The 21979-nt window shown below is 48.2% G+C and carries 24 protein-coding genes, 6 tRNA genes and 1 other annotated feature; of the genes, 16 read left to right on the plus strand and 14 right to left on the minus strand.

Going from position 1 to position 21979, the window contains the following annotated elements; all coding sequences use genetic code 11:
* Positions 1-74: 74 nt before the first annotated feature.
* Together D3795_RS01860 and D3795_RS01865 are read left to right on the plus strand one after the other, a co-directional pair.
* Positions 75-284: a DUF2061 domain-containing protein gene (locus D3795_RS01860; RefSeq protein ID WP_156265901.1), complete on the plus strand. Its 210-nt coding sequence runs from the start codon at positions 75-77 to the stop codon at positions 282-284.
* 114 nt (positions 285-398) lie between these two features.
* A complete protein-coding gene (locus tag D3795_RS01865; RefSeq protein WP_313906858.1) occupies positions 399-785 on the plus strand; it encodes a DUF2919 family protein in 387 nt (128 codons plus the stop codon).
* A 149-nt stretch (positions 786-934) separates the two neighbouring features.
* On the opposite strand, the gene D3795_RS01870 is transcribed toward D3795_RS01865, so the two are convergent.
* Both D3795_RS01870 and D3795_RS01875 read right to left on the minus strand, forming a co-directional pair.
* Positions 935-1010, minus strand: a tRNA-Val gene (locus D3795_RS01870).
* Between the two features lie 27 nt (positions 1011-1037).
* Positions 1038-1113: transfer RNA gene (locus D3795_RS01875), tRNA-Val, on the minus strand.
* Positions 1114-1350: 237 nt separating this feature from the next.
* On the opposite strand from D3795_RS01875, the gene gltX reads away from it, so the two are divergent.
* The 7 genes from gltX (at position 1351) to D3795_RS01910 (ending at position 4633) form a co-directional block, all read left to right on the plus strand.
* Positions 1351-2760 (plus strand): glutamate--tRNA ligase, encoded by a 1410-nt coding sequence (gene gltX / locus D3795_RS01880; RefSeq protein ID WP_156265903.1) that lies wholly within the window; start codon positions 1351-1353, stop codon positions 2758-2760.
* Between the two features lie 56 nt (positions 2761-2816).
* Complete coding sequence (gene can / locus D3795_RS01885) at positions 2817-3449, plus strand: carbonate dehydratase (protein WP_156265904.1); 633 nt, start codon at positions 2817-2819, stop codon at positions 3447-3449.
* An 18-nt stretch (positions 3450-3467) separates the two neighbouring features.
* A complete protein-coding gene (locus tag D3795_RS01890; protein WP_156265905.1) occupies positions 3468-4079 on the plus strand; it encodes a class I SAM-dependent methyltransferase in 612 nt (203 codons plus the stop codon).
* A gap of 141 nt (positions 4080-4220) precedes the next feature.
* Positions 4221-4296: transfer RNA gene (locus D3795_RS01895), tRNA-Ala, on the plus strand.
* Between the two features lie 49 nt (positions 4297-4345).
* Positions 4346-4421 (plus strand) — tRNA-Glu (locus D3795_RS01900).
* A 30-nt stretch (positions 4422-4451) separates the two neighbouring features.
* Positions 4452-4527: transfer RNA gene (locus D3795_RS01905), tRNA-Glu, on the plus strand.
* 30 nt (positions 4528-4557) lie between these two features.
* Positions 4558-4633, plus strand: a tRNA-Glu gene (locus D3795_RS01910).
* A gap of 183 nt (positions 4634-4816) precedes the next feature.
* Here D3795_RS01910 and D3795_RS01915 read toward each other — a convergent pair.
* Positions 4817-5440 (minus strand): arylesterase, encoded by a 624-nt coding sequence (locus D3795_RS01915; RefSeq protein ID WP_156265906.1) that lies wholly within the window; start codon positions 5438-5440, stop codon positions 4817-4819.
* 2 nt (positions 5441-5442) lie between these two features.
* Here D3795_RS01915 and D3795_RS01920 point away from each other — a divergent pair, with 2 nt between their 5' ends.
* Both D3795_RS01920 and D3795_RS01925 read left to right on the plus strand, forming a co-directional pair.
* Positions 5443-6123 carry an ABC transporter ATP-binding protein gene (locus D3795_RS01920; protein WP_156265907.1) on the plus strand — a complete coding sequence of 227 codons (681 nt, stop codon included), beginning with the start codon at positions 5443-5445 and terminating at the stop codon, positions 6121-6123.
* Positions 6113-8638 carry an ABC transporter permease gene (locus D3795_RS01925; RefSeq protein ID WP_156265908.1) on the plus strand — a complete coding sequence of 842 codons (2526 nt, stop codon included), beginning with the start codon at positions 6113-6115 and terminating at the stop codon, positions 8636-8638. Before D3795_RS01920 ends, D3795_RS01925 begins: the two co-directional genes overlap by 11 nt.
* 12 nt (positions 8639-8650) lie before the next feature.
* On the opposite strand, the gene D3795_RS01930 is transcribed toward D3795_RS01925, so the two are convergent.
* From D3795_RS01930 to D3795_RS01940, 3 genes are read right to left on the minus strand one after another with little or no spacing between them, the layout of a single operon-like run.
* On the minus strand, positions 8651-9508 hold the full coding sequence (locus D3795_RS01930; protein WP_156265909.1) for an alpha/beta hydrolase family protein: 858 nt from the start codon (positions 9506-9508) through the stop codon (positions 8651-8653).
* Between the two features lie 6 nt (positions 9509-9514).
* A complete protein-coding gene (locus tag D3795_RS01935) occupies positions 9515-9814 on the minus strand; it encodes a YciI family protein (protein WP_156265910.1) in 300 nt (99 codons plus the stop codon).
* Complete coding sequence (locus D3795_RS01940; RefSeq protein WP_156265911.1) at positions 9814-10368, minus strand: inner membrane-spanning protein YciB; 555 nt, start codon at positions 10366-10368, stop codon at positions 9814-9816. The genes D3795_RS01935 and D3795_RS01940 overlap by 1 nt, the downstream gene beginning before the upstream one ends.
* A 127-nt stretch (positions 10369-10495) precedes the next feature.
* Here D3795_RS01940 and D3795_RS01945 point away from each other — a divergent pair, with 127 nt between their 5' ends.
* On the plus strand, positions 10496-11407 hold the full coding sequence (locus D3795_RS01945; protein WP_156265912.1) for a TIGR01777 family oxidoreductase: 912 nt from the start codon (positions 10496-10498) through the stop codon (positions 11405-11407).
* Here D3795_RS01945 and trpA read toward each other — a convergent pair.
* The 7 genes from trpA to smpB form a co-directional block, all read right to left on the minus strand.
* Positions 11373-12182 carry a tryptophan synthase subunit alpha gene (gene trpA, locus D3795_RS01950; protein ID WP_156265913.1) on the minus strand — a complete coding sequence of 270 codons (810 nt, stop codon included), beginning with the start codon at positions 12180-12182 and terminating at the stop codon, positions 11373-11375. The two genes, D3795_RS01945 and trpA, sit on opposite strands and share 35 nt — an antisense overlap.
* Positions 12179-13384 carry a tryptophan synthase subunit beta gene (trpB, locus tag D3795_RS01955; protein WP_156265914.1) on the minus strand — a complete coding sequence of 402 codons (1206 nt, stop codon included), beginning with the start codon at positions 13382-13384 and terminating at the stop codon, positions 12179-12181. Before trpB ends, trpA begins: the two co-directional genes overlap by 4 nt.
* Complete coding sequence (trpCF, locus tag D3795_RS01960; protein ID WP_173020972.1) at positions 13381-14793, minus strand: bifunctional indole-3-glycerol-phosphate synthase TrpC/phosphoribosylanthranilate isomerase TrpF; 1413 nt, start codon at positions 14791-14793, stop codon at positions 13381-13383. The genes trpB and trpCF overlap by 4 nt, the downstream gene beginning before the upstream one ends.
* Positions 14786-15790, minus strand: a complete 1005-nt coding sequence (trpD, locus tag D3795_RS01965; RefSeq protein ID WP_156265916.1) for an anthranilate phosphoribosyltransferase — start codon at positions 15788-15790, stop codon at positions 14786-14788. Before trpD ends, trpCF begins: the two co-directional genes overlap by 8 nt.
* Before the next feature lie 2 nt (positions 15791-15792).
* Entirely contained in the window at positions 15793-16434 is a 642-nt protein-coding gene (locus D3795_RS01970; RefSeq protein ID WP_156265917.1) for an aminodeoxychorismate/anthranilate synthase component II, read from the minus strand.
* Positions 16424-18040, minus strand: a complete 1617-nt coding sequence (locus tag D3795_RS01975; RefSeq protein WP_310942375.1) for an anthranilate synthase component 1 — start codon at positions 18038-18040, stop codon at positions 16424-16426. Before D3795_RS01975 ends, D3795_RS01970 begins: the two co-directional genes overlap by 11 nt.
* 95 nt (positions 18041-18135) lie before the next feature.
* Positions 18136-18233: a sequence feature (Trp leader region), on the minus strand.
* 138 nt (positions 18234-18371) lie between these two features.
* Positions 18372-18851 carry an SsrA-binding protein SmpB gene (smpB, locus tag D3795_RS01980; protein ID WP_156265919.1) on the minus strand — a complete coding sequence of 160 codons (480 nt, stop codon included), beginning with the start codon at positions 18849-18851 and terminating at the stop codon, positions 18372-18374.
* A gap of 140 nt (positions 18852-18991) precedes the next feature.
* Between smpB and D3795_RS01985 the strand changes: the two genes are divergently transcribed.
* From D3795_RS01985 to sixA, 3 genes are read left to right on the plus strand one after another with little or no spacing between them, the layout of a single operon-like run.
* A complete protein-coding gene (locus D3795_RS01985; protein WP_156265920.1) occupies positions 18992-19429 on the plus strand; it encodes a type II toxin-antitoxin system RatA family toxin in 438 nt (145 codons plus the stop codon).
* 3 nt (positions 19430-19432) lie between these two features.
* Positions 19433-19804 (plus strand): RnfH family protein, encoded by a 372-nt coding sequence (locus D3795_RS01990; RefSeq protein WP_156265921.1) that lies wholly within the window; start codon positions 19433-19435, stop codon positions 19802-19804.
* A 3-nt stretch (positions 19805-19807) separates the two neighbouring features.
* Positions 19808-20299, plus strand: coding sequence for a phosphohistidine phosphatase SixA (sixA, locus tag D3795_RS01995; RefSeq protein WP_156265922.1), 492 nt, complete (start codon positions 19808-19810; stop codon positions 20297-20299).
* A gap of 127 nt (positions 20300-20426) precedes the next feature.
* On the opposite strand, the gene smrB is transcribed toward sixA, so the two are convergent.
* On the minus strand, positions 20427-20930 hold the full coding sequence (smrB, locus tag D3795_RS02000; protein ID WP_156265923.1) for an endonuclease SmrB: 504 nt from the start codon (positions 20928-20930) through the stop codon (positions 20427-20429).
* A 101-nt stretch (positions 20931-21031) separates the two neighbouring features.
* On the opposite strand from smrB, the gene prmB reads away from it, so the two are divergent.
* Positions 21032-21940 carry a 50S ribosomal protein L3 N(5)-glutamine methyltransferase gene (prmB, locus tag D3795_RS02005; protein ID WP_310942376.1) on the plus strand — a complete coding sequence of 303 codons (909 nt, stop codon included), beginning with the start codon at positions 21032-21034 and terminating at the stop codon, positions 21938-21940.
* The last annotated feature ends 39 nt before the right edge of the window (positions 21941-21979 follow it).

Below are 21979 nucleotides of genomic sequence, written 5' to 3' on the forward strand. Positions count from 1 at the left end.
TCGGTTATTTCGGTTAGATAAATTCATAGTAATTGATATTATCTATTCATGGAAAATTCATGGGGGATACCGATATGGCGAAAACAGTTTCTTTTGGCGTGATGCACGTGAGCGTGGCATTCACCCTCGTCTGGCTAATGACCGGTGATATTGTGCTTGGTGGCGCAGTGGCACTGATCGAGCCGGTGGTGAATACGGTAGCCTATTATTTTCATGAGAAATACTGGGCGGCACGACAAAAACGTCGGCAGAGTCGACAAATTGATACGGTGCACGTAGCATAGCGACACTTTTGATTTGAGTTAGAGATGAGACGTGCAATTACTGCCCGGTGATGAACGCTATGTAACGCCAGACGGCAAATTAAAAACGCCGTTGAGCCTGCTTTTTATTCTACTATTTTTTTACGCGGCTATGCCGCGTGGATTATTTCGTTGACGTTCATGGAAGATCGTTCGCGTTTACTCAAATTCTTTTACACCAGCACTGATCAATTCGGCTTAGCCTTGCTTGTAGGGCTTCCGGCATTCTTTGTGTTTATTCTGCTAACGCAATTAAAAGCGGACATTCCAGAGTGGGTGGCACGTTCATTTGGCGTGGTACCCATTCTATTGTGGTGTAGTTGGCTTATTGATGGGGTTTTACTGCTGAGTTTAATTAGTAATCTTTGGCCAACGTTTTCATTGGTGAAAGCATTGTTATTGTTTGGTTGGCTGGCTGCCGGCTGGATGTTGCTATTTTCAAGACACTTGAAGCGCTTCACAGCGCTGATCGTTATTCGTTAATCGTTATTCGTTATTCGTTAAAAACGGAAAACGAAAACGAAAATACGAAACACGTTTTAGCGTATTTAGTTTTAAGGTGTTGGTTTTGGGGTTTTCTTTTCCGAATAACGAATAACCAATAACGATTAACGCTCTTCGTTTTTAAGAAGTGGTGGATGGTACTGGGCTCGAACCAGTGACCCCCGCCTTGTAAGGGCGGTGCTCTCCCAGCTGAGCTAACCATCCATCAGGGAGACAGAGAAAATGAAGAAGTGGTGGATGGTACTGGGTTCGAACCAGTGACCCCCGCCTTGTAAGGGCGGTGCTCTCCCAGCTGAGCTAACCATCCTTTTCTCTGCGTTGCGGGGCGTATTATAGGGTGCTTAACGATACTGTCAACAGGAAATCTCACTTGATTTGTTCGACTGCTGATTTTTTCCCCGCTTTGCCGTAAAAATCAACATCCTGCTTAGTAAAAACACAATAATCTATGCTTTCCCCTAATGCGCCTGCCGCTGCTTCTTGGTAGAATGCATGCATAACGAAACTGCAAAATAACCCGAATAATGCGGAGAAAGCAAGAATTATGAAAGTGGTCACCCGATTTGCCCCAAGTCCTACTGGTTACCTTCACGTTGGTGGTGCGCGTACCGCACTGTACTCTTGGTTGGTTGCGAAAGCAGCTGGCGGAAAGTTTGTACTGCGTATTGAAGACACAGACCGTGAACGTTCAACTCAACCAGCCATTGATGCCATTTTAGAAGGCATGGAATGGCTAGGTTTGAATTGGGATGAGGGTCCGTATTATCAAACCAAACGCTTTGATCGTTACGAGCATTACATAGACAAGCTGTTAGAAGAAGATAAAGCGTACAAGTGTTATTGCTCGACTGAACGTTTGGAACAAATGCGTGAAGACCAAATGGCGCGTGGCGAAAAGCCTCGTTACGATGGTCACTGCCGCGATAACCCGAATGTATCTGGCGACAAATATGTGGTGCGCTTCCGTAACCCGCAACAAGGTAGCGTGAAGTTTCATGATCATATTCGCGGGCCAATTGAGTTTGCTAACACCGAACTTGATGACTTAATTATTGCACGTAGCGATGGTACGCCAACGTACAACTTCTGTGTGGTTATCGACGATTGGGAAATGAGCATTACGCACGTGGTGCGTGGTGAAGACCATATTAATAACACACCTCGTCAAATTAATATTTTAAAAGCGCTCGGTGCACCGGTGCCAGAGTATGCGCACGTATCGATGATTTTAGGCGACGATGGGAAGAAGTTGTCAAAGCGTCATGGTGCAGTTAGCGTTATGCAATATCGTGACGACGGTTACTTGCCTGAAGCCGTATTAAATTACCTGGTACGTTTAGGTTGGTCGCACGGTGACCAAGAGATTTTCAGCGTTGATGAAATGGTGAAGTTATTTAGCCTTGATGACGTTAACAAAGCGGCATCGGCATTTAACACCGAGAAACTAAATTGGTTGAACCAGCATTACATGAAGTCATTGCCGGTTGAGCGCGTGGTTCCGTATCTGCAATGGCACTTTACTGATCAAGCCATTGATGTAAGCCGTGGCCCAGCGCTTGAGAAGCTTATTCCATTGATGGCTGATCGGGTGAAAACACTCAAAGAAATGGCAGAACAAAGCCGTTATTTCTACGAAGAATACGAAGAATTTGATGAAGCTGCAGCGAAGAAGCATTTGCGTCCGGTCGCTCGCGAAGCGCTGGAAGCGGTGCAAGATCGTCTTGCAAGTCTAGATATTTGGAACGCTGCAACGATTCAAGCTGCTATTCAACAGACGGCCGATGATCTTGGCGTTGGTATGGGTAAAGTAGGCATGCCATTGCGTGTTGCTGTTACCGGTTCGGGTAATTCACCATCACTCGATGTGACCTTAGAATTATTGTCGCAAGAACAAGTGGTAGGACGTATTGCTCGTGCTATTTCGTTTATCATTGAACGTGAACAAGCGCAGTAACTCGGAAAGGGCGCCAGTTTGGCGCCTTTTTTCTATGTCTCTCAGAGATTAAAAGCATGCAAGATATCGATAAGTTGTTAGCCAACAACCACGCTTGGGCCACACGGATGCGCGAGCAAGATCCCACATTTTTTAATAATCTAGTGGCGCAACAATCACCCGAATATTTGTGGATTGGTTGTTCAGATAGCCGAGTTCCGGCAAATCAGGTTGTTGGTATGGCACCTGGAGAATTATTTGTCCACCGCAACGTCGCAAATCAGGTGATTCAAACTGATTTCAACTGCTTGTCAGTGGTGCAATATGCAGTTGAAACACTGCATGTTAAGCATATTTTAGTAGTAGGACATTATGGCTGTGGCGGCGTGCGAGCGGCTACCGAAAGTTGCAGTCATGGGCTTGTTGACCATTGGTTATTTCCGATTAAAGATATTTATCGTATTCACCATGACGAACTTGAAAGCATCGGTGGCGCTAAAGAGCGTTTGGATAGGCTTTGCGAACTGAATGTGATTGAACAGGTCCGAAATTTGGCGAAGACAACAATCATCCAGCAAGCTTGGGACCGGGGCCAAGAATTAGCTATTCATGGCTGGGTATATAGTATTGAGGATGGTCTCGTTCGAGACATGGAAGTAACTGTGCGAGATCGCGCATCGTTAGAACGAATTTATCACTTTGATGAGTAATACATAGGCAAAAACCATATGGTAGAAAATCATTGGGAAGACGTTTATCGAACCAAAGCAGTTGATCGCGTAAGTTGGTTTCAAACCAAGGCTGAAACTTCGGTGCGCTTAATTGCCGATACCGGTATGAGTCACGAAGCAGCGATTATTGATGTGGGGAGCGGTGCATCGCGACTCGTCGATAATTTACTGGCTGCAGGTTTTACCGATATTACTGCGCTTGATTTATCAGAAAGTGGATTAGCTGCCTCAAAAAAGCGTCTAAAAGCGAAAGCAGAAGCCATTTCGTGGTTGGTTGGCGACGTGCTCACGACTGAATTTGCCACGGCACAATTTTCGATTTGGCACGATCGCGCGGTGTTCCATTTTTTAGTGACCGAAGAGCAACAAAGAGCGTACGTCGAGCAAGCGGCAAAAGCGGTCGAGCAGGGCGGTTACGCAATTATTGCAACGTTCGCCGAAGATGGTCCAGAAAAATGCAGTGGTTTACCGGTACAGCGATATTCAGCACAACAATTGGCAGCAGTTTTTGCTGATTATTTCACTTTGGTGCATACCGAACGCGAAAGTCACAGAACACCCAGCGGGTCAGAACAAAAGTTTAATTACTGCGTACTTAGACGAAATTGATCGGGATTTGTTCGAACTGACGCAAAATTCGGCAAACAATCAAAATTACCAAAAAAAAGGTTGACGGTAGTGCGCCAATTACCCTAGAATTCGCCCCGCTGTCAGGGTACTGATGCAGCACACGAATTTCAGTGTTGGTGTGGGGCTATAGCTCAGCTGGGAGAGCGCTTGCATGGCATGCAAGAGGTCAGCGGTTCGATCCCGCTTAGCTCCACCAAAGCTGCGCTTTACAGTAGTGAAAACTTGATAGTGATTTGTTCTGGTGCGTCCCCTTCGTCTAGAGGCCTAGGACACCGCCCTTTCACGGCGGTAACAGGGGTTCGAATCCCCTAGGGGACGCCACTCTTTGAGTAACCAGAATGTTTGTCCGGGGTCCCCTTCGTCTAGAGGCCTAGGACACCGCCCTTTCACGGCGGTAACAGGGGTTCGAATCCCCTAGGGGACGCCACTCTTTGAGTAACCAGAATGTTTGTCCGGGGTCCCCTTCGTCTAGAGGCCTAGGACACCGCCCTTTCACGGCGGTAACAGGGGTTCGAATCCCCTAGGGGACGCCACTTCTTAAGAAAAAAGCGTTGTTCGTTAGTCGTTATTCGAACGTTCGCTTCGCTCACTCTTCGAAAAACCAAAACCAAAACCAAAACCAAAACCAAAGTCGTTAGTGCTTTTTTCTATCTTTAACGAACAACGAACAACGAATAACGAATAACGAATAACGAATAACGAATAACGAATAACTATTAACGTTTTTGCACTAATTCCAGTAGGTGCGGTTCCATGATATCGGCGATAAGCGGCTGTGCCTCACGATTCGGATGAATCCCATCTCCTTGCATTAATTCTTCGTTCTCAATAATTTGCTCCATAAAGAATGGAATCAATGGCACTTGATGCTGCTCAGCGACCGTCGGGAAAATATCGGCGAACATTTCGCTGTAGCGCTGGCCGTAATTCGGCGGAATTCTCACCTGACTTAACGCAACTTTAGCGTCCTGCTGTTGCAATTGCATGATAATCTGTACCAAATTGTCTGAGATACTAGCTGGGTTGAAGCCGCGTAGGCCGTCATTTCCGCCTAATTCGACGAACACAGCGTCGGGTTGATGTCGTTCAATAACCCCAGCTAAACGATTCAAAGCACCTTGGGTGGTGTCGCCACTGATACTGGCATTAATGAGCGTAATGTCCGGATATTTTTCGGCCCAGCGTTGTTGCAATACGCCCACCCACGACTCGCTTTGCGCCATGCCATAACCGGCACTCAAGCTATCGCCTAAAACAACAAGTGAGACATTTGCCGAAACTGGACGTATAACAACGAACAATGCGACGATTACTAACAATTTAGCTAGGAAGTTTTTCATAAATGCTTATTCAAACCACTCAATTAGAAAAAAAAGTTACGACACAAGACGGCATTCTACACATTTTACAGCCAATTGACCTGTCTATTGAAGCAGGTCAAACCGTGGCTATTGTTGGTGCGTCAGGCTCTGGTAAATCGACCTTGCTATCTTTACTTGCAGGATTAGACCTCGCAAGTGACGGTGATGTTTCCATAGATAACGTAAATTTAGGGAATTTGGATGAGGAGCAGCGTGCAAAAGTGCGTGCTGAAAAAATCGGCTTCATTTTTCAATCGTTCCTATTGATTCCAAGTTTGACAGCGCTTGAGAACGTGATGCTGCCGGCTGAGTTGGCAGGGCATAAAAATGCAGAGCAACAGGCGCGCGAATTATTAACCAAAGTTGGTTTGGGCGAGCGTTTGAAGCACTATCCAAATCAATTATCTGGTGGTGAGCAGCAACGCGTAGCCATTGCGCGTGCATTTATTGGTACGCCGAAAATATTGTTTGCTGATGAACCGACCGGAAACCTTGATGCGACGACTGGGCATAAAGTTGAAGATTTGTTGTTTGATATGAACAAGGAATCAGGCACCACCTTGGTGATGGTCACGCATGACGCTGAGTTAGCGAAGCGTTGTCAGCGTATTTTGAAGATGGATGCAGGTCGATTAACCGAGGTAAGTAACGATGTGGCATAAGATTTCATGGCGGTTATTGCGCCACGAGCTTAAGCGCGGTGAGTTGACCATTATGGCAGCGGCAATTGTGCTGTCAGTGACAGCGGTGCTGTCGTTGTCATTATTTACTGAGCGTTTGCAATCGGGGCTGCTGGCTCGTAGCGCGGAATTTTTGGCGGCTGACCGAGTTTTGAGCTCACGTCGGCCAATTGCTGACGATTGGCTGCAACAAGCACAACAACGTGACTTAAAGACGGCCAACCGAGTTGTGTTCAACAGCATGGCTTTTGCCAAAGATAATTTAGCACTGGTTGATATTAAAGCGGTTAGCGATGGTTATCCGTTACGCGGTAGTTTGCGGACAGCCTCGGAACCATTCGGTGAAGAAACGACGGTGATTAATCAGTTACCGGGCGAGGGTGAGGCTTGGGTTGCCGCGGCTTTGTTTCAAGAATTGAAATTGCAGGTCGGCGACACGCTCGAAATCGGACAAAGTAAATTTAAAGTTTCGCGCGTGCTTACGTATGAGCCTGATGTGGGCTTTTCGGTATTTACTGATAGCCCTAACGTGTTGATTCATTACGATCAGTTAGAAGAAACAGGGTTAATTCAGCCAGGCTCGCGGGTGCGTTTCAACGTACTTTTCGCTGGTACAGCAGATCAACTGGATGCTTATTACGAGTGGTTGGCACCGCAACTGAATGACGATACTCATAATTGGCGTAGCATTGAAGATGGTGATAGCCCATTAGCCCGCAGTTTACAGCGCGCTGAGCGTTTTATGTTACTAGCGAGTCTGCTTGGTGTGGTATTGGCGGCGACCGCGGTGGCTGTAGCGGCACAGCGTTATTGTCAGCGTAACTACGATGTGGTGGCAATCTTCAAAACACTTGGGGCAGACCGTCGACAAATTCAGAGAATTTTCATTCTGCATTTGTTGTTGCTCACGTTTATCAGCATTGGCGTTGGCTTGTTGCTCGGATGGATAATACAGGCGCAAGTCATTGAATTTGTAGCGTCGCAATTGGGAGCAGAGTTGCCAGCGGCTGGTTTGAAGCCTTATGTATTAGCTTCGGCAACCGGTTTTGTCAGTGCGGTGATGTTTACGCTGTATCCATTGCTGCGCTTGATCGCCATTCCACCTTTACGGGTATTGAACCGTGAGTTGACAGGTACAGATAAACTGCGTTGGTTGCACTGGGTGGCATCAGCGGGAACCATCTATGCGTTGTTGCTGATTTACAGTCAACAATGGCTGCTTTCAACGGCGCTATTCGCCGGTGGTGCTGTCGCTGCGGTGCTGCTATTGGCCGTAGGTCGCTTTTTTATACGTGCGAGTCGTCAGGCTGGTATGCAAGCGGGTAGTGCATGGCGTTTGGCAATGGCTGGTTTACAGCGCCGTGCGCAGGCCAATAGCGTACAGATGTTGAGCTTCTCAACAGCGATTATGTTGTTGTTATTGGTGTTGGCGCTTCGCAATGAGTTGTTAGCTGATTGGGAACGTCAACTTCCTGATGATGCCCCGAATTACTTTATCGTAAATGTGGCGCCAGATGACGTTGATCAGTTGGAGCAGCGCTTTGCTGCACGCGATATTGAATCCAATGATATGTATCCCGTGGTGCCAGGACGGATGACAGCGGTGAACGGTGTTCCTGTTCGTGATGAAGTCACCAAAGAAGATGGTGGCGATAAAGCGGATACGCAAACCAATAATGCGGAGCAACGTGAAGGTTTTGGTCGTGAACTTTCGTTAACCTGGCGCGACGATTTGCCACCGAACAATACAATTCTTGCTGGTGAATGGTGGGGTGATAACCCGCAACCGCAAGTTTCAGTTGAAGAAGAAGTGGCTGAGCGGATGCGCTTGTCGATTGGCGACGAGCTAGAGTTCAATATCGGCGGTAATACGTTTACGGTGCCGGTAACGAGTATTCGTAAGGTGAACTGGGGTTCGTTGCAGCCGAATTTCTTCATGATATTTAATACCAGTACGCTAGAAGACTTCCCGGCGACGTTTATTTCGAGTTTCAATTTACCGAAAGAACGGCAAAGCGAACTCTATGAGCTCTTCAAACCGTTCCCCGAAGTGTCATTAATTGATCTCGATGCCATTATGGAGCAATTACGCGAAGTGATTGACCAAGTCAGCATTGCGATTGCCTTCGTTTTAGTGCTGGTATTGATTGCGGGCGTGTTAGTGTTGTTGGCGCAGGTACAAGCTTCAATGGAAGAACGTCAGCAAGAACTGGTGATTCTGCGGACATTAGGTGCTCCAGCGAAGTTATTGAGTCGCAGCGTGACCTATGAGTTTCTTATTCTGGGTGCTATTAGTGGATTAATCGCGACATTGGCAATGGAGTTGTCGTTGTGGATTTTGCAGACGCAAGTATTCGAAATGGCGGCAACCATACACTGGCGGTTCTGGCTAGTTGGCCCTCTAGCTGGTGCGATTGTGGTGGGTACCTTAGGCCGATTAGCTTGCGCTCGATTGGTGCGACGTAACACCGCCCAATTAATTCGCAAGCTTGCTTAAGTTGTCGATAAGCTACTTCGAAAATGCTTGATCAATGTGTGTTCCGAAAAGTTGCTGCCAATGGGGTTGGTAGTCTTTTCGGAATACGGCAAAATGACCAATGCGTTTTAGCGCTAAATCAGCAGGAGCAATCACATGGCGTTGCTGTGGAGCACTGGCGTAAAAGTCATGCATGGTTTGAATGTTCTGCACGGTTAGCATCTCGTCATCGGTAAACCCTAACGCAGTGATCGGGGTGCTGATGCCAGCGTATTGACTGTGTAACTGCTCCGCCCCAACTAAGTACTCCGGATGCAAGCACCAACGCCGCCATTGTTGCATGGCGGCAGCCGGCACGTCACCGATAATGCCTAATTTCCGCCCTGGGAAATAACCTCGTAATGGAATTAACCATGGGGTGATGGCTCGCCATAACAGCCAAGATTTGTACTTCAATTGTGGTTTGGTCGCTTGCCAAAATCCGCTGCCGGTCGCGACGGTTAGCATATGGTTAACCTGCTGATAATTCGGAATCATACCAAACAGTTGACCACTGATACTGTGCGCAAACCACAGTAATGGTAGCGACGGACGTTGTGCAATAGCGTAATCAATCACTGCCGCCGCATCATAGGTTGCCCAATCGGTGACACTGGTATGAATTTGTGCCAGTGGCTTATCAATTGATGCACCAATGCCGTAAAAATCAAAACTAATCACGTCATAGTACTGTTCGCTGAGCCATTGGCAAAAGTGCTGATAGAAGGCCTGGGGCACTGCCATCGCGGGTGCCATAATAATGACACCGCGTGGATTAGGTGTGTGCCAGTGATAAGCAATAATGGTTCGATCGGGCGCCGACTGAATTCTGACGCGACGTGGATATTCCATGGGGAGTTACGGTAACGCTTTGATGTACGGTTTTACGGTAACTTTGGCATAAACACCAGCAGCGAAATAAGGGTCGGCGTCTGCCCAACGCTGGGCTGCTTCTAATGAATCGAATTCGGCCACAACCATTGAGCCGGTGAAGCCGGCATCACCCGGGTCACTCGATGCGATAGCGGGGCAAGGACCTGCCACGAGCAATCGGCCATCGGCCTTCAGCTGTTGCAAGCGTTCTAAATGTGCAGGACGTGTTGCGCGTCGTGCCGCTAACGAGTTTGGCGCATCTTCAGCCCAAATAACAAACCACATTATTCAATTTCCTCTGCATCTTTTTCACGATCGGTGTGATGTTTAAACATATAGGCACCAGAAAACACGCTAAAGATAAGCGTCGCCCCAAGGGTGCCAAATACTTTGAAGTTGACCCAAGCATCTAAACTCATCATTTCTGCAATGTAGACGTTGATGATGGCTAATGACAACGAGAACACAACCCATGCGTAGGTGAGACGTCGCCACGCAAACGGTGGGAGATTAATCTCGCTATCAAGCATACTTTGCAGCGGACTGCGCTTCTTCCACCACATGCCAATAAGCAAAAACAACGCAATAGCGATATAAATGACGGTGACTTTGATCTTCACAAACCATTCATCACGTAGAAACAAAGTGATACTGCCGAAAATAAGCACTGCCCACATGACTATCCAGTGGCGCATGGTCACTGGCTCACGCATAAATTTCATTACGACAATTTGCATGACCGTACCGACCATCAACACACCGGTCGCGATAAAAATATCGCCAAGTAGGTAAAAAAGAAAAAATAAAATGATTGGTAAATATTCAAGTACTAACAACATGATGATGCCCGTTATATTCTTATTCCCGCAGTGTGCCAGAAAAGTTTGTTAGGTACTAGATTCAAAGACTACACTTAACCAAAGTAAGCAACGTACCAGTATAGTTTTTCCACAGCGAGAGGCCAGCATGAAAATTTTGATTACAGGTGGCACCGGTTTAATTGGCTCAGCATTAATTCCGCACTTATTAACGAATTATCAGGTCACGGTGATTAGTCGTAATCCACAGCGCGCCATTCAGCGTCTTGGTTCGCAAGTGCATGTGATTCGAAGCTTGGATGAAGTGACCGATATTAGTGATTATTTTGCCGTGATTAACTTGCAAGGCGAGGGTATTGCAGACAAACGTTGGAGTTCTCGGCAAAAGCTTCGCATAGAGCAGAGCCGTTGGAATATCACTCGGCATCTCACCGAAGCCATTCAGGCTGCCGCTCAGCCGCCGCAAGTATTTATCAGTGGTTCAGCGATTGGCTATTATGGGGCGCAAGGCAGTACGCCCGTAACTGAGGCTACGAAAGTAGAGAAAGATGATTTTGCGCATCATTTATGTGCCGAGTGGGAGCGACTAGCTTTAGCCGCTGAGTCGGAGCAAACCCGTGTTTGTGTATTGCGCACTGGTGTGGTGTTAGCGCCGAAAGGCGGCGCACTACAGAAGATGTTGCCGCCTTATTTGCTTGGCCTTGGCGGTCCGTTAGGCGACGGTAAACAAGGGTTTAGCTGGATTCAGCTCGACGATATGGTGGGGATTATTCTGTTTTTACTCGCGAACGAGAGCGCGCGCGGAATCTATAACGCAACGGCGCCACACCCTGTTGAACAGCGGGAATTTAGTAAAACCGTTGCGAAAGTGTTGCGGAAATCTCACTTTATGCGAGTGCCTGCATGGGCATTAAAGTTAATGCTTGGCGAAATGTCACAGATGTTACTAACCGGCCAGTTGGTTATTCCTGAGCGTGTGCAACAGGCCGGTTATCAGTTTAAATATCCAAACGTTGAAGCTGCACTTAAGCGTTGCTTGTTGCCGCCTTCATCGTTTTAACAAACTGCGTGAGTTCATGGATGAGTTGGCTCTCATCGTTTTGGTACTGTTCAATAATTTTCACAATAGCTGAGCCACAAATCGCGCCAGCGGCACCTGCGTTTAATGCAGCTTGAACGTGCTCAGGCTTAGCGATACCAAAACCCAGCAACGGCGGTGCGCTGTGATTGTTCCGTAATTGCTCGATGACAGCGCTGGCTGGTGCTTGCATTTGTGTTTCAGCACCAGTGACACCTGCGCGACTTAGCAAGTAAACATAGCCTTCGCTATGCTTCGCAACATTCACCAACGTTTGCTCAGACGCATCGGGTGGCGCGATATAGATAGGCGCCACATCATGCCGCTTTGCGGCTTCCGCAAACTTCAAGCCTTCACGTACTGGAACATCGGCGATGAGCACTGAATCGACACCGGCGTCTGCGCAGCGTTGATAAAATGATTCGGTGCCTTTACTCACCACAAGGTTTGCGTAAACCAATAAGCCAATCGGTAGTTCTGGGTAAAGCGCGCGAACTTGCTTGATGATATCAAACGCGTCAGCGATGCGGGTTCCGGCGGCAAGGGCGCGGATATTCGCCATTTGAATGGTCGGGCCGTCAGCGACAGGATCAGAAAACGGTAACCCCAACTCAAGTGCATCGGCGCCGCCTTCAACGAGGGCCGTAATCACTTTGAGGCTTAATTCTGGTGTCGGGTCGCCTAAGGTTACAAAAGGAACAAATGCGCCTTGTTGCTTCGATGCTAACTGCTCAAACATGTGTTGATAACGATTCATGCTTGCTCTCCTTGTTGGAAAATGCGGCGTACATGGTCAATATCTTTATCGCCACGACCAGAGAGGTTAATTAATAACACCTTTGGCGCATCAGGTTCGGCCGCACGGCGCAGGGCATAGGCGAGCGCATGAGCTGATTCAAGCGCTGGGATAATCCCTTCATGCTGCGCAAGTATTTGAAATGCATCCAGTGCCTCTTGGTCGGTGACCGATTCATAACGTGCACGTCCAATCTCCCGCAAATAGGCATGTTGTGGACCCACGCCGGGATAATCGAGACCAGCTGAGACTGAATAGCTTTCTTCAATTTGACCTTCGTCAGTTTGCATCAGAAACGATCGGCAACCATGTAAAATGCCCGGTTTTCCAGCGGTCAGCGTGGCGCCGTGATGCGGCGTTTCAACGCCTTTGCCGGCCGGTTCCACACCCACTAATGCGACATTTGGTTCGTCGATAAACTCAGCAAACATACCAATCGCATTCGAGCCACCGCCAACACAGGCAATAACCTCATCAGGGAGGCGACCAATGCGATCTAACATTTGTGCTTTTGCTTCGGCTCCAATCATCCGGTGAAATTCACGCACAATGGTTGGGAATGGATGCGGGCCGGCCGCAGTTCCGAGCAAATAGTGAGTCGTGCTATAACTTGCGGTCCAGTCGCGCATGGCTTCGTTTACAGCATCTTTTAAAGTACCGCTACCGGTATCAACTGGCACTACTTTGGCACCCATGAGCTCCATCCGAAACACATTTGGTTGTTGGCGCGCAACGTCTTTAGCGCCCATGTAAATAATGCACTCGAGATCTAACAACGCACACGCAAGCGCTGTTGCCGTACCGTGCTGACCGGCACCAGTTTCAGCAATGATACGTTTTTTGCCCATCCGTTTTGCCAGAAGGGCTTGGCCAAGTACTTGGTTTGTTTTGTGCGCACCACCGTGCAGCAAATCTTCGCGTTTCAGATAAATTTGGGTGCCATTGGGCGAATGCAACGGCAGGTTGCGACAAAGTGAAACTGGAGTTGGCCGACCTAGATAATTTTTTAATAGATCAGCGAATTCAGCCTGAAATTCTGGGTCTTGCTGAGCATCGATGAATGCTTGTTCGAGCTGATCCAAGGCCGGTAATAAAATTTCAGGCACAAACTGGCCACCAAAGTCGCCAAAATAGGCGGATAATTTCTCGGTTGATTGGGTCATGATACTGCCTCCTGATCCGGCGGGATCTGGTTATCTGATTTACCGTATGTTCGAATATGTTCAAAAAATTTCGTGATTTTGCCCGCGTCTTTGCGCCCTTTGGCATACTCAACGCCAGAGTTAACATCAAGTTGCTGAATACCGGTCGCTTGCGCTTCGCTTAAGTTGGTGAGGCTCAACCCGCCAGCCAATATACACTGACTGAGTTGTTGCTTGCTTAAGCCTTTTAATAACGACCAATCGAAAGGCTGCCCGCTACCGCCAAAGCGATTGTCGAGTAAAAACGCGTCCACTTCGAGTTGTGGCAAAATGAGCGGCTCATCGACGCCAATGGCTTTCCAAATTTTGGTATTTGGCAACGCTTTATGTAGCTCGCTGATGTAATCAATGTCTTCCTGACCATGCAACTGCACAATGGCGAGTTCAAGTGTTTGCGCTATTTCGATAACGGTAGCGAGCGGTTGATCGGCAAATACGCCAACGAAGCTTAATCGAGGCTCAGCCTGCACAATCGCCTGTGCTTGCTTCAAGCTGACATATCGCGGTGAGTGCTCAACAAAAATGAGCCCGCCAAACGCCGCACCAGCTGCACGAACGACGGTTGCATCGGCCGGTTCAGTTAAGCCGCAAACCTTATGCTTCCCGTAAATTAGTTCGCGACAAGCTTGATCCACATTGTCGCATTGCGACAACGCACTTCCAATAAGAAATCCATCAACATGGGCTGCTGCTTGTTGAACTTGCGCATGGTTCGAATACCCTGATTCAGCCACAACTAAAACGCCCTCTGGTATGCGCTGACTCATATCAATACTGCGCTGCGTATCGATGGTTAAGTCATGCAAATTCCGGTTGTTAATGCCGATGATTTTTGCGTTTAACGCTAATGCGCGTGTGAGTTCTTCGTCGGTCGCTACTTCGGTGAGCACATCAAGCTGCAACTGCGCGGCGAGCTCTGCTAATTGGTGGTATTCGTCATCAGTTAACACGGACAACATTAATAAAATGGCATCGGCGCCAAAGTGGCGAGCCAAAATAACTTGCTCTGGCATCACAATGAAGTCTTTGCAAAGCACGGGTTGCGGCACGGCCGCCGCGACAGCCGCTAAATAGCGGTAATCGCCTTGAAAGTAATCGGGCTCAGTGAGTACCGAAATCGCATCGGCGTAACGACTATAGGTTTGCGCCAAGCTCACCGGGTTAAAGTTCGGGCGAATCAAGCCTTTCGACGGCGACGCTTTTTTGCATTCAAGAATGAAGCTCGCTCGAGGCTGCGCCAGTGCTTGGTATAAACTGCGTTGGCTTGGTGCCAACTGCTTTTCTACTGACGCGATATCCAGTTGCGCCAAGAACGCTTGCACCGAGCTGCGGCGAGTTTCTACAATTTCGTTAAGTATTGAGCTAGCCACGATTAAACTCCTGAAGCTTCTCTAAGTGCACTAACGCGGCGCCGGATGCGAGATGCGCTTGTACTGCTGCGGTTGCCTGTTTTAAGTCATTATACTGGTCTGTCACATAGAGCATGGCTGCAACGGTGACGGCAACGGCATTGGTTTGTGCTGGTGTTGCTGCCCCCGCTAACACCTGCTTGAGTAGCTGCGCATTATAATCCGCGTCGCCGCCCACTAGCTCAGCCACTTGGGCTGGCTGTACACCAAAATCAGTCGAATTGAGTGTATATTCGGTGAGTTCACCGTCGCGCAACTCAACCACATGGGTCGAACCATGCAAGGCAATTTCGTCAAGCCCCGAACCATGAACTACCATGGCACGTTGACAACCTAATAATTTCAAGGTCTCAGCCATTGGTCGGCACCAGCTTGGATCATACACTCCCAGTACTTGTGCATCAGGGCGTGCTGGGTTGACTAACGGCCCGAGTAAGTTGAACAAGGTGCGCGTTTTCAGTGTTTGTCGAGTTGGCATCGCATAGCGAATACCAGGGTGATAATGTGGTGCAAATAGAAAACAAAAGTTAAACGTATCAAGTTGTCGCTCAGCGACTTCCGGGTCTTGTGTGACCGATAAGCCGAGACTTTCAAGCACATCAGCTGAGCCTGAGCGTGATGACACGCTACGGTTACCATGCTTAGCAACCGCTAAACCCATACTGGCGGCCACTAACGCTGCGGTGGTCGAAATATTCATGGTATTACTACCGTCGCCACCCGTACCACAGCTATCAATGACGGCTCGGGTAGGGCGCTTAAAAGGCTTCGCAGCGCGACGTAATGCTTGTGCTGCACCAGCCATTTCTTCTGGCTGTTCGCCACGCAGTTTCATTGCCGTTAGCGCTGCGGTGATTTGGATGTCATTGAGCTCGCCTTTAACCAAATGATCAAACAGTTTCTCTGCCTGTTGTAGGGTTAAGGGCTCGCCGTTGAGTAATGAATTTAGTGCCTGCATGATTAACTCCCGTGCGGCTCAAATCGGTATTGTTGAAATAAATAGGCAACGGTTTGCGCCAATAGCTGCGTACCGCGGCTGGTCAAAATAGATTCCGGATGAAATTGAAAGCCAATCGCCTGAAACTCAGGAAATTCTGCCGCCATTGGAATCGCACCGGTTGCTGCAAGCACTTGAATGGAGTCGGGCAACTTGTAACCACACAATGAATGATAGCGAGCCACGGTTAATGGATTATCCAATTGTTCAAATATGCAATGGTGGCGTGTTTCGATCAGTGCTTTTTTGCCATGCACAATGTCTGGGCAGCGGTCGACTTCACCACCAGCAGCATGGATGAGTGCCTGAAAGCCAAGGCAAATGCCGAGCATCGGGAAGTGGCCTTGTGCGGCTTTAATTAACGCAAGCAGGTTGCCGGAATGCGCAGGATGCCCGGGGCCAGGCGACAAACATAAGAGCTGACGCCCCGAATAGTCACGCATGGTCGCAATGAGCTGCTGGGCATCGATATCGTTGCGGTAAACCACTAATGGGTAGCCGAGCTGGCGCAATTCATCAACGAGGTTATAGCTGAATGAATCGAAGTTATCGAGCATTACAATGCGATCAGGAGCCGCGGTAGTGGGTGTTTGATTAGCGAGCATCCGCTGCCTCCTGAATACGTTTGTTGGCGTTACGTACGGCTTCTATCACCGCGCGTGCTTTGTTTTCGGTTTCTGCGACTTCTGCCGCGGGATCGGAGTCATGTACCACACCAGCGCCAGCTTGAATGGTTGCTAAACCATCTTTGACAAAGGCTGAGCGAATCACAATGCAGGTATCCATATCACCCGCACCATTCACATAGCCGACAGCACCGCCGTAACTACCACGACGTTGTTGCTCAACCTGACGAATCAAGGTGGCGGCGCTAATTTTAGGGGCGCCAACTAAGGTGCCCATATTCATGCAGGCGCGATACGCATGGAGTGCATCTAAATCGTCCGCTAATTGCGCAACCACGCGTGAAACTAAGTGCATGACATGGGAATACCGATCAACTTGAAGTAAGTCAGCAACATAGCGGGTACCAGGCTCGGCAATGCGAGCTAGATCGTTGCGTGCGAGATCAACCAACATCATGTGTTCAGAGAGTTCTTTTTGATCTAAGCGCAATTCAAGTTCTAAACGACTATCTAAATCGGCATGAATGGTGCCATCGGCATTTTTACCGCGCGGTCGGGTACCAGCTATTGGATACAATTCCACTTGATTGGTTGCCGCAGTGTACTTAAGTGCCGATTCAGGCGATGCACCGAATAGTTCGAAGCTGTCCGTACGGAGGTAAAACATATATGGCGATGGATTGGCTTTTTTGAGCTCTGCGTAAGCTAGCAGACTATCACTGCACGGTAGCTGAAAGCGCCGCGACGGCACCACTTGAAAGATATCGCCAGCACTGATGTGCTCTTTCAGCTGCAGCACTTGTTGTGCAAACTCTTTAGCTGAAGGTGTTGCCTTTAGGGTGTCATCAACCGATTCGGTTTTGCTTGAAGTTTGCATCGATGGAAATTGGCAAAGAGCAGCAATTTGTCCGACTTGTGCGGCTATGTCCGCATAATATTCGGCACTCTTTGGTCCGCTGATAAGGCTCGCGAGTAGCTCGGTTGTTTGCTGTTGGTGGTCAATAACGAGCAAGGTTTCCGCGAGGTAGAATTGATAATCTGGGCAGCTATTGTCAGCGGTTTCAACGTTAGGTAGTTGCTCAAACGTCGCCACATAATCATAAGCAAACACGCCGCCGATAAAAATCGCCATGGCATGCGGGGCGCCAAGTTGCGCTTTGGTTTGAAGTTGTTGCTGAACAATTCGCAAGGGCTCGATATTGCTGGGCGCGCGTAAACGAGAGTCTTCGTCCGCGGTCGCTTTAGTTTGCTTGAACTGACACAGCAACTGCTGGTTGGATGCCGTCACTTCGCAAACATCACTACCCAGTTCGCTAAGCTGCTGCGCTAACCATGGCAAAAGGGCTGTGCCGTTGTTGGTGAGGGCGTCGATAGTGACAGCTTGACCCTGACAAGTAAATTGAACAGCAGCATTGACCATCAGCAAACTTTTAAGATTCTGGCGCGATTGAATTTCGGCAGAATCGAGCAACAAACTTGGCTGCTGCGCTGAGCAGAGCCTTTCGTAAAGGGCAAGCGTATCGGCTTGATAGGGCAGCTTCATGCGTAAACTCGTCAGGAAGCCAGGTTGTTCAATAATATTCACGCTACGGTACTCTATGTTGTTGAGTGTTTGTCGATAATTTTTGGTTGTTCAAAGTTGTATAACTTTCTTTTACCGCTTGATATCGATAAGCGTGCATAAAAAAACCCGCTTATCGAAGCGGGTTTGTAGCAAACGTGATAAACACGCACAGATACATCGCCCGCTAGTTCGGGAAATGCCACCACCAGTTTTTACGTAGTTGTGATTGCTGTGACATCGTTAACACGATTGCTTCCTTTATTCTTTAAGCTATTTCACTAGCTTGTCTAATTGATGGGTTGAATGTATCGCGATTAAAAAGTGATGTCAACGCAGAATTGACGGATACCATTTAACGCACGTTGTGCTTCATGATTCGTGCTTTCTGGCGTTGCCAATCACGTTCTTTAATGGTGTCGCGTTTATCGTGTGACTTTTTACCTTTGGCTAAATAAATTTCCAATTTAACCAAATGCTTTTTCCAATACATGGCGGTGGCAACAATCGCATAGCCTTCGCGTTCACTGGCACCGATGAGTTTGTCGAGCTCGCGTTGCTTCAATAACAGCTTACGGGTACGTTCAGGATCGCACACCACATGGCTTGACGCCGAAATAAGCGGTTGAATTTGCGCACCCAATAAATACGCTTCGCCATTTTTAATGATGACGTAGGTGTCACTGATGTTGACCTTGCCGGCACGAATACTTTTGACTTCCCAACCTTGCAGGGCTAGGCCGGCCTCAAATTTATCTTCGAGGAAATATTCATGGCGCGCTTTTTTGTTTAGCGCGATGGTGTTGGAATTTTGATTTTTTTTAGTTTTGCTCATGCCTTGTATTATACCGATGGTATGAAAAATTAAAATTTGTTTTATTGCAAAATCACGGGTTTATTTGCTCAATTTGAGAGGGTGATTCAGCGTATGAAATGCGCTATCATGCGCATCATTTTAACCAAACGAGGACTGCGATGCCGACGATTGAACGGAGTGCTTTAGTACCATACAGCGATGCGCAAATGTACGCATTGGTGAATGATATCGATCGTTATCCGGAGTTTGTGCCTGGCTGCCGCAGCGCGTCGGTGCTGGAAAGCGATGAGCAAAATAAAGTCGCCCGTCTCGATATTTCCAAAGCCGGTATTAGCAAATCGTTCACGACACGTAATACGCTGGTGCCGTTTGAACGTATTGATATGGAGCTTGTAGACGGGCCATTTCAGTATTTGCGTGGTGGCTGGAGCTTCCATAAGCTTGATGAGCAGGCCTGCAAAATTGTATTAAAGCTTGAATTTGAATTTGCGAATCGATTGCTCGGTATGGCATTTGGTAAAATCTTTAATGAGTTACAAAGTCGCATGGTTGATGCGTTTGTACAACGTGCACAGCATGAGTATGGGACTAAATAAACGATGGCACCGCAACAAATTCAAATAGAAGTAGCGTACGCAACGCCTGAACGTCAACAAATTATTCCGCTGCGAGTTCCGGCTGGGACATCGGTTGAAGAGGCGATTGAGCGTTCGCAAATAAAGCAATACTTCCCAGAAATTGATCTCTCGGAACAAAAGGTTGGTATCTGGAGTAAAGCGGTTAAGCTAGATCATGAATTACGTGAAGGTGACCGTATCGAAATTTACCGTCCGTTGATTGCTGATCCGAAAGCGGTGAGACGTCGTCGCGCTGATCAAGCGAAAGACGAAGGGCGTGCCGATCCGGTTACCGGTGGTCGTCGACGTCGACGCCAAGATGAATCAGCTGACTCAGCTGAGGAGAACGAATAAGTCGTGGCTGTTACCCTGTTTATCATGCGCCATGGTGATGCTGAACCAGCGCAAGCGTTAAAAGCTGATGCCATTCGCCCGCTAAGTACACTTGGCGAAAGTGAGGTGGTGGCGAGCGCTAATTGGCTCAAAGAATACATGCAAGAACAGGGAACTCAGTTCGAGTGGTTATTGGCTAGCCCATTTATTCGTGCTCAGCAAACGGCAACGATTGTTGAATCGATTGCACCTGCAAGTCATCGCGATGTTGCCGATGACGCTATTCCCGAAAGTGACCCACAGGAATTCTGTGATTGGTTTTTTGCGATGTTGCAAAGCCGCTACCCGAACGCTGAAACTATTGTGTTGGTCTCGCATATGCCGTTTGTGAGCTATCTTGTGGCGACGCTTGATAAGAAAACACCGCCGTTGTTGTTTCCGACGGCGGGGATGGCGGAGTTGAAGTTGGATGTGGCGATGCAGCGCGCCGATTTCATCCGCATGATCGTCCCTTAAAAACCGTTATTCGTTATTGGTTATTCGTTAGTCGTGGAGAAAGCTCGCTGTAGGATTATGTGCGAAGTTTGCTCACTTTTGTTTGCGATGTTTTTGGTTTTTCGTTGGTTGCTTTTTCGAATAACGATTAACGAATGAGGATGAGGAGGGCGGCGTTGCCTCCGTGGGCCGCAGGCGCCTGATGAAACGCTCGCACCGCCGGGTGCTGTACCAACCAATGCGGTAAATTCTCTTTTAAAATCCCCTTCCCGTGACCACTCATAATTGAACAACAATCAACATTCTGTTTGGTACAGGCGTGCAATAACGCGGCTATTTCGCGCTTGGCTTCGGCTTGGGTCATACCGTGTAGATCAAGAAATAATTCAGGTGGGAAGTCGCCACGGCGCAGTTGCTTGAGTACGTGCGATGATTCACCTTCAGCGCAATAGCGCACTGGGCCTTCGGGGAAGTGGGCTCGGAAGGTGTCAGAAAAGAAAAACTCTGCCTGTTGTTGACGTTCGGGGGTATTCGAGCCTGTACGTTTGATGATCCGTTGAGGGCGCGGTGCTGGAACGGTTTCGCTGCGAATACGGCGATCAACCTTTACTTGTTCGCGAAACAACGCGAAATCGTCTGAATCGTCACTCATAACCACTCGTTTTATGCTTATCAACGTGCATCTTTGGATGCGAAATTAGTGCTATTAGGGTATCTTATGGCAAAGAACAGAACAACTTCGGAGAACCTACCTTGTCTCAGGTAAATGTCACATTTACGCAAACCAACTTACACGATGCACTGCGTTGGGCTGTCACTGCAATGCAGAGTGCCGATGTTTATTTTGGTCACGGCACTGATAACGCCTATAGCGAAGCGCAACTTTTGTTGGGGCATGTTACTCAGCTGAGTTTTGAGCAACTCGCCATGTTTGAGCGGGCGCACCTGCAAGAACACGAGCTTGATGAGTTTGTGGCATTTGTAACTGCGCGTATTGAAGAGCGCAAGCCGGCAGCTTATTTGATTGGCCAAGCATGGTTTGCTGGGTTGCCATTTGTGGTTGATGAACGTGTTTTAGTGCCACGCTCGCCGATTGCTGAACTGATTGAAAAGCGCTTCACACCTTGGTTAACGCAAGAGCCGAAACGTATTCTTGATTTATGTACGGGAAGTGGTTGTATTGCGATTGCCTGTGCCTATGCCTTTGACGAGGCCGAAGTTGATGCGTTGGATTTATCGTTAGATGCACTTGCTGTTGCCGAAGAAAACATCGCGATGCACGGTTTAGATGAGCGCGTTATTCCGATTCAGTCGAACTTGTATGATGGTGTGCCGAAGCAACGTTATGATCTGATTGTCACGAATCCACCGTATGTCGATGCCGAGGATATGGCTGATTTGCCTGACGAATTTAGGCATGAACCAGAACTTGGTTTAGCAGCAGGAGACGATGGCTTAGATTTGGTTCGAACCATTTTGCGTGAAGCGCCGGAACATTTAACCGAGCAGGGTGTTTTGGTGTGTGAAGTCGGCAACTCATGGGTTGCATTAGCTGAAGAATTCCCTGAAGTTCCATTTGACTGGGTTGAGTTCGAACATGGAGGTGATGGCGTATTTGTATTGACGTATGCCGACCTCGTAGAGCATCGCGAAAAGTTTTAGCGCGACACCGCAAACGTAACAAAAACTACTGAGACAGAG

The organism is Pseudidiomarina andamanensis, from assembly GCF_009734345.1.
Lineage (GTDB): Bacteria > Pseudomonadota > Gammaproteobacteria > Enterobacterales > Alteromonadaceae > Pseudidiomarina > Pseudidiomarina andamanensis.